This is a genomic window from Paenibacillus sp. FSL F4-0236, assembly GCF_038000135.1.
Lineage (GTDB): Bacteria > Bacillota > Bacilli > Paenibacillales > Paenibacillaceae > Paenibacillus_AQ.
Genome location: NZ_JBBOBK010000001.1, coordinates 4494223 through 4508697, shown reverse-complemented (window position 1 = coordinate 4508697; position 14475 = coordinate 4494223). Strand labels below are relative to the sequence as shown.

Genomic DNA, 14475 nt, shown 5'->3' with positions numbered 1-14475 from the left:
GAAAGTGGCTACCGTTTAGATAGCCACTTTCCAAGTATAGAAAGAAATGGAGAGGTAGAAATGAAAACGATTTCTAAGCAGAAAAACATACTGTTATTCAGCTTTTTATTGATTCCTATATTCCTGCTATTGGTGTTTGTACTTTACCCGCTTATAGAGCTTATCAGACTAAGTTTTACCGACTGGAATGGTGTTGAAGCCCATCAAGTTTATATAGGTTTTGACAATTACATTAAGATGTTTACGGATTCATCTGATGTATGGCTATCCCTTCGCAATAACGGCATCTACTTCATTTTTCATTCAATTATGATTCCGCTTGAACTAATGATTGCGGTTTTATTGGATAGTAAGATTCGTGCCAGTAAGTTTTTTAAGACCATCGTATTTATGCCTTACATAATCAATGGGGTTGCTATTTCGTATATTTTCGCCTTCTTTTACAGTCCTATTAATGGTGGGTTAAATGGCATTCTTGATGTGCTTGGGCTAGAGTCGCTCATACAGAACTGGTTGACGAATGATTCTATAGTTAACATTAGCTTAGTGTTTGTATCGATTTGGCGATTCTCAGGCTTCCATGTCATCTTATTCTTAGCCGGCTTACAATCCATTCCTCAGGATCAATTCGAGGCAGCAGAAATCGATGGTGCCAACAACATTCAGAATTTCTGGTATATTATCCTTCCTGGTGTGAAAAAGGTACTCGAGGTTATTTTGTTCTTAAACGTCGTTGGGGCACTGCAAGTGTTCGATATTCCATATATTATGACACAGGGCGGTCCGGGTCATGCGAGTAGTACATTCATATTATATACCCTGGAGACAGCCTTTAAATTTAACAGCTTCGGTATGGCTTCTGCGATGGGCATCACGATGTTAATTCTCATTTTAATCCTGAATGGTGTACAGAACAGGCTGTTCAACCTAAAGGGGGTTGGTGAGGAATGACGACAACTCGTTTAGCAATCCCTATCAAAAAGCTTGCCTTGTATTTCATTCTAATTATGATTTGTATGATTATCTTTATCCCCTTGCTTATAACGTTATTCGCTTCATTTAAAACTTCGGTGGAAATTGGCTCTGAATTTGCTCTGAAATTGCCTGTAAGCTTTGATTTCGATAACTACAAAGTTGTACTGGAAAAGGGGAAGTTTTTACAGGGCTTTGGTAATTCTTTATTCCTTATTACATTCAGTGTCATCATTAATTCTCTATTGGGAACAATGACTGCTTATGCGATTAATAGATTTGATTTTCGCTTGAAGAAGATCATACTCGGTCTCTTTGTAGCAGGTATGATTATGCCTGGTATGATTACTGAAATTTCACGGTTTACCATTATTAAAAATCTTGGACTATATAATACAATTTGGGCTCCAATCGTGATTTATGCAGCAACAAATCTGGTACAGCTCTATATTTATACGCAGTTCATAAATAGTATTCCCAAAGAATTGGATGAGAGTGCGATGTTGGATGGTTGTTCGTACTTTAAAGTTTTTACTAAAATGATTTTCCCACTTCTACTGCCGGCAACTGCAACATTAGCAATTATTAAAGCGGTTGATGTTATGAATGATATGTATGTTCCGTATTTGTATATGCCGTCAAGCACACTAAGAACGTTGACTACGACGTTGATGTATTTTAGTAGTTCAAAGTTTGGAAGTTGGGATTATTTAAGCGCTGCGATTATATTGGTTATGTTGCCGACACTTGTGATTTACCTTGTATTTTCAAAGTACATTTTCAAAGGTATCGTTGCAGGCGCAGTGAAATCATAAGGAGGGATCTTAGTTGAGCAGCGAAGGACGAATGACAGTCCCCATAGAAGCAGGCATGGATTACGATTTAATGAAAGACATTCTTGAGCGATGGGGAGCTGATGCAGTACGGAATAGTGATGGAACGGATCTGCCTGACCAGTTGCAGGAGATGAAGATGAAAGTCTATTCCACGTATTTCCCGACAAGAAATGATCAGCTGTGGGCACACGAGCATCCCGATCAACGTCAGCAAATGTACATTATGACGCCCCATACTACGGCTGTCGAGGAGTCGCTGCAAATTGAGCTAATGAAGGGCTATTATCGGGAACAGCTTGAAGTAGATTACGATCATGATCCCAAGCGATGGTGGGAAGTTATTAACCGAACGACAGGAGAAATCGTGGATCCTGAAAGCTGGAGTGTCGATCCTATAACAGGAATTGTTACCCTCCATCAGGTGAACAGATTCCATAGCTATACCGTTACGTTTCTAGTCTGGCAAATTTGGGATCAGACCCAGATGTACAATCATATTACGAATCAATGGGGAGATAAGCCGCATGAGATTCCGTATGATGCTCGCCACTCGCCAACGTGGGCACATATAACAGAGTATATGAAAGACTGGCTCGAAGCTAACAAGCATGTTGATGTAGTACGTTTTACCACCTTCTTCTACCACTTCACCATAATCTTTAATGAGTTAGCAAAGGAGAAGTATGTCGACTGGTTTGGCTATTCGACGACAGTTAGTCCGCTAGCGCTGGAGCAATTTGAGGCGGAGTATGGTTACAGGATGCGTCCAGAGTATCTTGTTGATCAGGGGTATCATAATACGCCTTTCCGCAATCCGAGCAAACAGTATCGCGATTGGATACAATTTCAACACAAATTTGTCTGTAAACAGAGTTGGGAATTGGTTGACATCACCCATCAAGCAGGACGTGAAGCGATAATGTTTCTGGGCGACAATTGGATCGGTACTGAACCCTATGGCGATCTGTTTCCGTCTATTGGGCTAGACGCTGTGGTAGGCTCTGTTGGTAATGGTGCCACGTTGCGAATGATATCCGATATACCTGGTGTGAAATATACAGAGGCCCGTTTTCTTCCGTACTTTTTTCCGGATGTATTCTATGAGGGAGGCAATCCAACGGCTGAAGCAATTGATAATTGGGTAAAGGCGAGAAGAGCAATTCTACGAAAACCAGTCGACAGAATCGGTTATGGCGGTTATTTGAGCTTGGCTGCTTCATTTCCTGACTTTATAACATGTGTGGAACAGATAAGTGACGAATTTCGGACGCTATATGAGCGAATGAATGGTACGAAGGCATATACGCCTAAGTTTAAAGTAGCAGTGCTCAATTCTTGGGGCAAGCTTCGCTCTTGGCAGACTACGATGGTAGCCCATTCTCTTTGGTACAAAAAAATTTATACCTATCTAGGCATGCTCGAGTCGTTAAGTGGATTAGCAGTTGATGTTGAGTTTATTAGCTTTGATGATGTGCTAGAGTCGGGTATACCGGAAGATATAGGAGTCATTTTGAACGCCGGGGATGCAGGAACCGCCTGGAGCGGCGACGATTATTGGGCAAATGAAGCAATCATTGCTTGCTTGAAACAGTTTGTCTATAATGGTGGCGGCTTTATTGGAATTGGCGAACCAAGTGCGTTTATGCATCAGGGACGTTTCTTTCAGATGAGCGATGTGCTGGGTGTCGATAAAGAAATAGGCTACACCTTAAGCTACACTAAGTATGATCAAGAAAATGCGAGCGATCACTTCATTATGGGGGGACAGGTTAAGCCGATTGATTGTGGAGAAAAAGTTGAATTTATTCGCAGTGTAAGTGAGCAAACGAATATCATTCAAATGCAAAGAGGCGATATTGCCGTAGCGGCAAATAGTTTTGGGCAAGGACGCAGCGTTTATATTGCGGGATTACCTTACTCACCGGCAAATAGCCGCTTACTGCTTCGATCGATCTATTGGGCTGCAAGTGCAGAGAATGAGATGTTAACATGGTATTGTGATAATGTAGAAACGGAATGCGCCGTTTATTTGGAAACTGGCTGGGGAATCGTCATTAACAACTCACAGGATCCGCAACGAACGAAGCTGTATAAAAATACTGAGAGCTATATTGAGGTTGAGCTTAAACCGGGCGGTCATGAATGGTTTAGGGTGGATAGTCTAACTAAATAGCTCGGTAAATAAGTTTGGATTGTTATTAACATAGAACAGAGGTAATCACAATACGGCTAAATAAAACAACAACGCTTGGGCATGATGAGCCCAAGCGTTGTTGTTTGCTGAGTAAAGAGCGAGCCATTACATTAATCATAAGCTTTATCCTTGTCTTCATGCTTCTTATCCCCGGTAACTGGACATCTGCTCAAGGGCACTCTTAATGTTAACGGAATTTATTATGGGACAGTAGAGCTTGAACTCTCTGATCAGAACCCGGGATCTGGAGTTTCTTCAACCCGCTATAACCTGGATGATGGAGGATCTTGGCGGAGCTATAGTTAACCGCTCTCTTTCTCGGACAAAAGAGTATATCATATTCCGTTGTGGCAGTCTTCGCTGAGAATAGCCACACATTGGCACTCAAAAACGTTAGAATCGTGTGGGCAATTGATTTAAATATATTTGGTGGAAAATCCTCGATGAGTAAAAAGAGCATGATTGATAAGAGCGGATATGTTCTATGTCTTTTTTGTGCTTTTGTAATTTGTACTGAATTTACATCGCATCATGTCAACAACCTCAAAAAATTCGATAACACCGGGGAAAACATGGAGGATTTAATCTCCATCGGAACCATCGGCCTGATTAAAGCCATCGAGAGCTATCGCCCGAACAAAGGCACAAAGCTGGCCACTTTTGCTGCTCGTTGTATTAAAAACGAAATCCTGATGCACCTTAGATCTTTGAAGAAAACACGTAAGGATGTTTCCCTCCACGATCCGATTGGGACAGACAAAGAGGGTAATGAAATCACGCTAATCGATATCCTTGGTTCTGAAGCGGATGATGTTATTAAAGAAGTGGATTTGAAGATCGAGAAGAGCAAGATTTATCGTAATCTTGATATTCTGGATGATAGGGAAAAAGAGGTTGTCGTTGGGCGATTTGGGCTAGATACAGGTGGGGAAGAGCGGACGCAGCGGGAGATTGCCAAGGAGTTGGGGATCTCGCGGAGTTATGTTTCGCGGATAGAGAAGAGGGCGCTCATGAAGTTGTATCATGAGTTTTATAAGGCGAAGCGGTAAGACTGATGACAATTACACAGTAATTATCCATTAATAATAAAACTTGAAAAGCGACTTGTCTAAGGATGAGTCGTTTTTTGTGTAGATAGGGTTCACCCTACTTATGATACGGTTCATCGCACTATCTGTAACGGCAAGTTGTAAGGCCATCCCTTTCGGGATGGCCCTTCCTGTAAACGTGGTTACTCGAGTACTCTGTCATTTTTAATTGAATTTCTTTTAATTAATAGTTCCTAGTAATCTGGAAACAATTGCTGCAAACTCTGCTCTAGTAATATCTTTTTCAGGCTTAAATGTACTGTCTGCGTATCCTGTAATAATATTATTGGATGCGAGTGCATCAATGAAATCATAATACCATGCATTTCTTGTAACATCTTTGAATGATGTGTTTCCAGTACCTGTTAGCTTAAAAGCTCGAGTGATTAGTGCCGCTAATTCACCACGACTAATCTTCTCATCTGGACGGAATCTTCCGTCACTATATCCGTTCATCAAGCCTGATCCAGCAGCTGCACCAATAAACTTATTCGCCCAATGAGTTGGAGATACATCTATAAAGTTACTTTCTTGTCCTTCAAGTCCCATGTAAGTTGCAATTACTTTAATTGCTTCGGCACGAGTCAAACCTGAATTTGGACGGAATGTTCCATCGGAATAACCGGTCAATAATCCCTTAGCAATTAGTGCGTCAATGCTTGCTTTTGCCCAATGATTCATTGTATCTACAAAACTAACAACTTTCGGCTTATCTGCTGGTGTTATTGTTTCTGCAGGTGCCGTTGTTTCTATAGGCGTTGTTACTGCTGGAGGTGTACCTCCTCCAGCATTTGGATTGGTTGGTCCATTATCTGTGTTTGGATTAGGATTAGTAGAGTTTGAAACATATTGAAGTGCTGGAGCAAATGTTGTAAGTAGTCTAGCTTGACTTTGTTGCTCAAGAGCGTAGCCCATGCCTAAAATTTTTGCATCGTCCCATGCTCTACCAACCAGTTGCATAGAAATAGAATATCCGCTGTCATTCGTTCCTACAGGAACAACTACCGTAGGGAGACCCACATTAGAGGTTAATACGCCCGTGTTACGGTCAGAACTTAATTGAGAAGCTGATGCGTCATTGTTATATACGTCACTAATAAAACCTGCATAAACAACAGCATCAACGCTATTCGCGTCCATCCAGTTTTTAATAACTTCCTTATAGTCGGTTCTATACTTAATGTAATCTTGTACAGCTTGTTCAGTCATACGAGTTGGAGTACTATATCCTCTTTGATTATAGATAAGCACCTTATCTGAAGCTAGTACACTTGCTCCATCAATATAAGGGAAGTCCTTATGAAGCTCAATATAACGTGCCCAACCTTCAGTAGATCCATTAATACCTGAAGGACGACTAGGGCCTGATGGTACAGCTGACATTTCAACCATTGTCGCCCCCGCTGCTTGAAGCTCTGAGAATTTATCCATCACTGCCCGTCCAGTATCATCATCAGCATATGCAGATACAAAGGATGCAGGAATATATCCAATTTTCTTTCCTTTCAATGCATTAGCATCCAGAGATTCCTTCCAATCCACTGGACGCTTATGATCTGCATCAGCAGTGACTGTGAAAATATCTTGTGGGTCCGTACCCGTTGTAGTATTCAATATAATAGCTAGGTCAGTTACTGTTTTAGCAATGGGACCTGCATAATCTTGTCCCCAAGTGAGTGGAAGTACTCCTGTAGTACTTGCCATACCGTCTGTACCCCGGAAGCTTTTTAAGCTAGCGCCTGTAGTTGGTGCATAGAGAGATACCCCTGTTTGCGATCCCATTGCTGCTGCTGCAAAATCAGCTGCAACAGATACTGCAGACCCGCCGCTTGAGCCAAAAGATGTTTTTGATGGATAGAGTGCATTCCATGTTTGCTGCCAGCCGCTCTCACTAAAGCTTCCGCTGTTAGCAAACTCAGAAGTATTTACTTTACCAATAATTACAGCTCCAGCTTCCCGCAGCTTTTTCACTTGGAATGCATCGGAATCAGGCTGCCAGCCTTCAAGAGCTTTACTGCCACCTGTAGTAGGCATATCCTTTGTATCATAAATATCTTTTATCGCAATTGGAATACCCAATAAATCACCTTTTACACCTTGTGCACGGGCATCGTCAGCAGCTTTTGCTTGGTTAAGCGCAGTTTCAGATACATGCAGGAATGCATGGAATCCCAATTGTCCCTCATCGTATACCTTAATTCTATCTAAATAGGCTTGAGTAATTTGTATAGAAGTAGTTTTACCATTAATCATATCCTTCTGCATTTCTGCAATTGATTTATTCTTAACATCATACGGCGATGAAGTTATTAATTCTTTGGCCGCAGGAGCATTTGGAATATCCAGATGATCTCCAGTATCAAGTCCCTCTATAGCAGATATATCCCAGTTGCTAATTGAACGAATTTGTGCTTTTGTTAATCCTGTTACATCCAGCAGACTATTAAGTCCATCTAGCATAGCAACCAGATTTTTCAACCCTTCTTCACCAGCTTCTCCAACTTGTACATAATTTACTAGGGACTTTGATTCGCCCGGCCCAATATTTAGTGAATTAATGAACCCATAGAAATTCGCTTCATTTCCATACTCAGCTAAGGGTACTGTGAATGGATCCTGTTGCTGATTCCCTAGACCTGTTAATCCATTATCAAACGGCTTTGGAGATCCCACTGCAACGCCTAGCGGCTTATTGTTTCTGGCACTGCTATCTACAACAATCCATGAATCATCTGTTGTTACCTTTAGATCGCCTGAGTAGGTTGCCTTAATGACTGAAGCATTTGTTGTTGTACCATATCCTAAAGAGCCACCGAATGATACATCAACTTTTATATCGACATCATTTTTATTAGTGAATGTATCAAAGAATCTCGTTCGATTATGAATAGTATCCACATACACCTCACGTGTTACAGTTACATTTCCTAGATTTACAGATTGAGCCGAAGTAAACTTATTAACGCCATCGTATTTCAAGTCAAACCCACGCATCATTTGACCATTCATCAGTGGAGCTGAAGGCGAGGACACTTTAACAAAGATATTGCCGAAACCTTGTACTTGTGTAGCACCAACTGTACGTAAACTTCCTGTGTCTAAGCTAGGAGCAAAAACATCGTGAATCTCCCATACTGTGCCACTTTCTGAAGTAACTCTAGTTAAAGCGTCAGCTGTTTGGAACGGAATTACACTCGTAGCAATAACAGATAACACAATTGAAGTAGCTATAAATTGCTTTTTACTCCAATTTTTTTTTGCTGGTGAATATTCAGATCGGGTGGAACCAGAATGATCTCTTTTAGTTTCACGTAGACGTTTGAACTTATTCATGTGCGTAATCTCCTTTTCCTTTATGTATTTTATTATTTAATGTTAGGAAATATAACACTTGTATTTGTTTCAGTCAATAAATATTATGAATTTAATATATTTTGAGTTTAAAAAAAGAAAAAAACGGCTCTTTTAATTATTGTGTGTAATGTATATGTTAACTATTATATTAAATATATTACGTTATATGATAGGTTTTGAGGTCCGTAGGATATTGAGTATCATCATCCGGCTGCATCATCAAAAACCTTGAATTTCACGAAATCAAAAAGAAGAGGAACAGCTAATAATTAACGGAGGATATTATGTTTTTCATTTCATGAAAGTGGAAGATTTCTATATGGGAGAATGGCATAAAGCAAAATCACTGATGATTCCAGATGCACTAGCCCGCAAGATCAATAATGGGCATCCTGAAAAGAGTAAATTATCTGCTGGGAAAGAAGCCATAAGAATGGCCAGGTAGTATATCTGGAATAAGTGGAATTTCATTGTGGAAACCACTTTAGCGGGTGGTAACGTTATAAGGCAGATGAGGGATACAAAGGAATAAGGCTTTGAAATTATTGTGTTTTATGTGGGACTAGCAGATGTTCGGCTAAATATTGAATGTATTGCTCTACGTGTGAAAAACGGTGGCTATCATATTGAAACCGAGGATATTGTTAGACGCAATTTAACAAGTATGAATAATCTCACTTAGAGTTGATTGATCAATTAATTGTTATTGATAATAGTAAAGCTGATGGCGAGTTTATTCTTGAAGCAGTTAAAAGCGGGATAAAGTGTTATTAAAATGGATTACCAAAATGTACACAAGAAATCAATCGGAAACTACAAATTAAATATAATATGCAAAAGTAAACCAATTCGAATCAGAAACGATCGTAATTGGTTTATTTTTTTTGACATCACATCGTGTCCATAACCTCAAAAAATTCGATAATACTGGGGAAGATATGGAGGATCTGATCTCCATCGGCACCATCGGCCTGATTAAAGCTATCGAAAGTTATCGCCCGAACAAAGGGACAAAGCTAGCCACTTTTGCTGCCCGTTGTATCGAAAACGAAATTCTGATGCACCTGTGTTCGCTCAAGAAAACACGTAAAGATGTATTTCTGCACGATCCGATTGGAACGGACAAAGAGGGTAACGAAATCACGCTCATAGATATCCTTGGCTCCGAAATTATTTTTAGGTCTACCATAGTTTCGTGTAAGTGCGAACGATTCAATATTTCTGAAGGTGACTCCCATGATCGTGCTTCCAAGTTGCCCCTACTGCGGGAAAAATGCGCTAAATCCATAACCACGGCAACCGGATTAAGCAGACCCATCGCAGGATGATTCTCATAATAAGCAAGTAATTCTTTCGATGTCCTGCCTAGAATGATGTCCTGCAAAGAGTCACCACGCAAATCATGCAACCCCGTTTTGCAGATATGACCTTCCCGGATAGCAAAATCATCAATACCTAACACCCCTCCAAGTTTCACTCGTTCCTCATGATAACATCGGTTTTTTTTGAGTGTCTACTTGAAGGGCACACTACCACTTGTCGATTTTTTTATAAGATTAATATATAAAACAAGTCGAATACGTATATCCCCAAAGTGCTTTGATTTGCTGGTTGAAAACAAAAAAAACGCTATTCAGATTCTTGATCAGTTTATAGAAGCGCTCTGTAAATAAGTTTCAGTATATTCTGGTACTAATAGCGTTTGTTGGTTGAGCTTTCTCTTGAACTCCCCAGGTGGCATTCCCATTTCTGCTGAAAAAACAGTGGTAAAATAGTGAACTGTTTTAAAACCTGACATTTCTGAAATTTCTTTGAGGGTAAGGTCGGTATCTGAGAGGAGGATGCTGGCTTTTCTCATTCTCTCTCTTTTAATATAATTTGAAAACGATTGGCCTAATTCATCCTGGAAAATACGTGATAAGTGTCTTTCTGAAATGTGAATAAAATCCGCTACATCGCTCATTTTCAATGATTGAGATAGGTTGTCATGGATGTATAGCTTCGCTTGATATACTAAGGACGAATAAATACGAATTTCTTTATTCTTTTTGTATTTAATTTGTTGTTCATTAAATAAACCAACAATACTTGAATAGAAAGAGGAACATAAGCCTTGAAAGCAGTCGTTGAACAATAGGTGAAAATCACAGGCCATAACGAGGATCGAAGTCCATAGTTTTACAACGGGAGATTGGCTAGCATTATTAATAATGAATTTTTTCGTTTTTTCTAGATTAGTGAAAAGTTCTATTAATTTCTTTGTTGATTTTGTTTTTATAATTTCAAATCCAACAAAAATAATTTCCAATCCAGTTTCGCTTAAAATTTGGTGTTTAACGAAGGGGCGGGAAAGGAAAAGGGACCCACTCGTTATATGAAATGAATGTCCATCATCCATATACTCACCTTCACCGTTGACAATATAACACAGTTCAAAATAAGAATGTTGATGTGGCTTGTTATTGTAATGATCGGGTTGAGCACCCCAATAGTGAATTAGAATGGAAACATCACTTCCATTGACTTGAATAGATTCCTGATTAAGAGCAATTGAACCATCTATAAACAAATCAGTCCATTCCATGGCTGTCTTCCCCTTTCAAAATAATGATGAACCACATTAATGTTCCCGCTTTGATAGTAGCATATTTCTCCACGAGTGTATCACGAATGTCTCGATTTTATAAAAATATGACTGGTTTCTCAAAAGATTAAGGAGAGAACAAGATTTATACTAAAATTAAATATTGAATGATCCAATATAAAAAGGGTATTTTGCCAAAAAGGGATGTGAAGAGTTGTAATGAATAAATATTCGATCGCATTTGATGTCGGAGGATTGTTTATAAAATCAGCTGTTTTAAACGACGATGGGGAAATAGTTCCTAACTCGTATGCCATCTTCCCCTCGAAATCAAAAGAGACTAAAGAAGGTATCATTGAACATTTGGTGTTCATCATTAAGCAGCAAACAAATGGAATTTTGGATAAAGACTTCGAAATAACTGGAGTTGGCTATGCATTTCCAGGTCCATTTGATTATGAAAGCGGGATAAGTTACATCAAAGGTATCGATAAATTTGAAGAGATATACGAAGTGAACCTTCGTGATCTATTAATAAATCGTCTTAAACAAGAAAGTTCTTTTCATTCAAAGACAAGTAATGAGTTTCAGATTGTTTTTGATAATGATGCTAGCCTGTTTGCTTTAGGAGAATATGTATCCGGCAAGGCTGGAGGTTACAACAAATCCATCTTTTTAACGATTGGTACGGGGGCAGGATCGGCATTTATGGAAAATGGAAAATTGGTAAAAGACAGACAAGATATACCGGAAAATGGATGGATCTATAATCAACCATTTAAGCAATCCATAGTCGATGACTATATTTCTAAAAGAGGTATCTTAAAACTGGCGAATGAATTAGGCCTTAGTACATCAGACAACGAAGTGGAAACATTAGCCGCTATGGGCAAAAATGAAGACCAGAGGGCAAAGATGGCATTCCGAATGTTTGGAGAATATATAGGAAAAGCTTTAAATCCATATATAAAAAGTTTTAAACCAGATGCGATCATTCTTGGCGGTCAAATTACAAAAAGTAAAGATTTGTTTATGAATGGGGTTTATGAAACGCTTGAGAACAAAACGGTAAACATTGAATGTTCTGAAGAAACCTCACTGAGTACATTTAAAGGTGTAGCAAATCTATTAAAGCAATCTATTAGAAGGAAGGAATAAAATAATGGCTAATTTTAATATGTACCCAGAGATACTAGTATCCAATTCAAATGATCATGCTTGGCAAGATTACGGAAACATTAAGAATGAGCTTAATGGGGCAATAATCAGACTAGGAAAGCAAAAGACTATCGTTACCGTCGATTGTTATCCTGGCGTAAGAATGGAAGAACTAAAAGCTAATCTTGTTTCAGTAATGGAACCTGCCTATACAATTTTTGCAGATGATTTATATTATTCTAGCGATAAAGTAACGGATATGATTAAATTTCATCTAACAACGGATAGAGTATTTGGGAAGATATCGCTTCATAATTTTGGGGATTTTTTAGATGATGAACGTTTGGAAGAGGCTAGAAGTGCTATTAGTAACATTGATAGCGGTTTAATCATTATTTATGGTTCTGGTGCTACTCTTGTATGTGATCCTGATATTCTCATATATGCTGATTTGGCAAGGTGGGAAATCCAAAAAAGATATAGTAATAATGAAATTTCAAATTGGAGAGCAGACAACCATAATGAGGATGCGGTTAGAAAGATTAAAAGAGGCTATTTCTTTGAATGGCCAGTTGCGGACAGACATAAAAGGAAGTTGTTTGAAAAAATAGATTATCTATTAGATACGAACTGCAGCAATGAACCAAAGCTGGTAGAGGGGGCAACCTACTTAGCTGGATTAAAGCAAACAGTCAGCCAGCCTTTTAGAGTGATTCCTTACTTTGCCCCTGGTGTGTGGGGAGGGCAATGGATGAAAGAAAAGCTTGGTCTTGATCCGTCAGTTGAAAACTATGCTTGGAGCTTTAATGGTGTACCAGAAGAAAATAGTCTTTTTTTAAGATACGGGGACGTAAAAATTGAAGTCCCAGCTATTAATGCTGTTTTTAGACATCCAGTTGATCTTTTGGGTGAAAAGGTATATGGACGTTTTGGCGCGGAGTTCCCGATTCGATTTAACTTTTTAGATACTTTTGGGGGCGGAAATCTTAGTTTACAGGTTCATCCATTGGTTGATTATGCGCAACAAACGTTTGGGGTGCATTATACGCAAGATGAAAGCTATTACATCGTTGATGCAAAAGAAGATGCTATCGTTTATTTGGGTGTCAAGGATGATATAAATTCCAATGAAATGATTCAAGATTTAAAACAATCATATGATGAAGGCAGTAAATTTGACGACCAAAAGTATATTAATCAATTTCCAGCTAAAAAGCATGACCATTTTTTAATACCAGCAGGTACTATTCATTCGCAGGGTAAAGATTCCTTGGTATTAGAAATAAGTGCAACACCCAATTACTTCACGTTTAAATTATGGGATTGGGGACGGTTGGGGATGGATGGGATACCAAGACCTGTCCATCTTGAACACGGAATCAATTCTATTCAATGGGAAAGAGACGAGAAGTGGGTCAGTGAAAATATAATCAATTGTCTAGAACAAATAGGTGAAGGCGATGGATGGATCGAAGAAAAGACAGGCTTACACGACAGGCAGTTTATTGAAACTAGAAGACATTGGTTCTCAGGACCAGTCATCCATAACACTGATGGCGGTGTCAATGTTCTCAATCTAATAGAGGGGGAGGAAGCTATAGTCGAAAGCCCTACAAATGCCTTTGAGCCATTTATAGTTCATTATGCTGAAACATTTATCATTCCTGCAATGGTTGGCAGCTATTCGATACGCCCCCATGGTAATAGCGTAGGAAAAGAAATGGGGACAATCAAGGCCTATGTTAGAACATAGCTGAATTTTCGAATAAAGCTAAAGAAAACGCTGTTCGAATTATTAAAGAAAGAGCATCTCGAGAAGGAACATAAGCTTACCCTTGGTATTATTGCAGATTGCATACGTTTGGGTCGCATTTGATTTTAATCCACATATTTGATAGCTCATAACCCACGTCGAAGAGGACATCATTCAATGATGTCCTCAGGCTGTCGAGAAAGTCTCGACAGCCTGGGATCAACCAGAAAGAACTGGTTGATCTCATAATACGAAAGAGCAGTTTAATTAAACAATTAAATTAGAGTATTAATGACTTTTTCGCGATTGATTTGGTTTTATCAGATTTTATCGTATGAAACAGGTGGTAGACACATTAAAATGTCAGGATTTTATAAAGATGTGTCTTTATAAAATAAATACTAGACGTATGGAGTGATCTATTATTACTTCGAATACCCCACAATATGCGGAGATGTTAAGTGAAATACCAATAGTTAATTATTAAGAGGTTTTTTATGAGAGATCATGATTCAGAGTCCGAATTGGAATGGCCG

The 14475-nt window shown here is 39.0% G+C and carries 9 protein-coding genes and 1 pseudogene; 8 read left to right on the top strand and 2 right to left on the bottom strand.

The window, feature by feature from the left end:
- Nucleotides 1-60 precede the first annotated feature (60 nt).
- The 4 genes from NSQ29_RS20205 (at nt 61) to sigK (ending at nt 5051) form a co-directional block, all read left to right on the top strand.
- Complete coding sequence (locus NSQ29_RS20205) at nt 61-951, top strand: carbohydrate ABC transporter permease (RefSeq protein WP_341125932.1); 891 nt, start codon at nt 61-63, stop codon at nt 949-951.
- Nucleotides 948-1787: a carbohydrate ABC transporter permease gene (locus NSQ29_RS20200; RefSeq protein WP_341125931.1), complete on the top strand. Its 840-nt coding sequence runs from the start codon at nt 948-950 to the stop codon at nt 1785-1787. Before NSQ29_RS20205 ends, NSQ29_RS20200 begins: the two co-directional genes overlap by 4 nt.
- 31 nt (nt 1788-1818) lie before the next feature.
- Complete coding sequence (gnpA, locus tag NSQ29_RS20195) at nt 1819-3981, top strand: 1,3-beta-galactosyl-N-acetylhexosamine phosphorylase (protein ID WP_445739198.1); 2163 nt, start codon at nt 1819-1821, stop codon at nt 3979-3981.
- A 464-nt stretch (nt 3982-4445) separates the two neighbouring features.
- Nucleotides 4446-5051, top strand: a complete 606-nt coding sequence (sigK, locus tag NSQ29_RS20190) for an RNA polymerase sporulation sigma factor SigK (RefSeq protein WP_341125929.1) — start codon at nt 4446-4448, stop codon at nt 5049-5051.
- Between the two features lie 219 nt (nt 5052-5270).
- On the opposite strand, the gene NSQ29_RS20185 is transcribed toward sigK, so the two are convergent.
- A complete protein-coding gene (locus NSQ29_RS20185) occupies nt 5271-8423 on the bottom strand; it encodes an amidase family protein (RefSeq protein ID WP_341125928.1) in 3153 nt (1050 codons plus the stop codon).
- A 319-nt stretch (nt 8424-8742) separates the two neighbouring features.
- On the opposite strand from NSQ29_RS20185, the gene NSQ29_RS20180 reads away from it, so the two are divergent.
- Nucleotides 8743-8889 (top strand): hypothetical protein, encoded by a 147-nt coding sequence (locus NSQ29_RS20180; protein ID WP_341125927.1) that lies wholly within the window; start codon nt 8743-8745, stop codon nt 8887-8889.
- 457 nt (nt 8890-9346) lie between these two features.
- Nucleotides 9347-9614, top strand: a pseudogene (locus NSQ29_RS31590) (sigma factor); the annotation flags it as partial.
- A 475-nt stretch (nt 9615-10089) separates the two neighbouring features.
- On the opposite strand, the gene NSQ29_RS20170 reads toward NSQ29_RS31590, so the two are convergent.
- Nucleotides 10090-11028: an AraC family transcriptional regulator gene (locus NSQ29_RS20170; RefSeq protein ID WP_341125926.1), complete on the bottom strand. Its 939-nt coding sequence runs from the start codon at nt 11026-11028 to the stop codon at nt 10090-10092.
- A 219-nt stretch (nt 11029-11247) separates the two neighbouring features.
- Here NSQ29_RS20170 and NSQ29_RS20165 point away from each other — a divergent pair, with 219 nt between their 5' ends.
- Both NSQ29_RS20165 and NSQ29_RS20160 read left to right on the top strand, forming a co-directional pair.
- Entirely contained in the window at nt 11248-12186 is a 939-nt protein-coding gene (locus NSQ29_RS20165; protein ID WP_341125925.1) for an ROK family protein, read from the top strand.
- Between the two features lie 4 nt (nt 12187-12190).
- The gene (locus NSQ29_RS20160; protein WP_341125924.1) at nt 12191-13939 is read left to right on the top strand and encodes a class I mannose-6-phosphate isomerase; all 1749 of its coding nucleotides are present in this window, start codon (nt 12191-12193) and stop codon (nt 13937-13939) included.
- Nucleotides 13940-14475 lie beyond the last annotated feature (536 nt).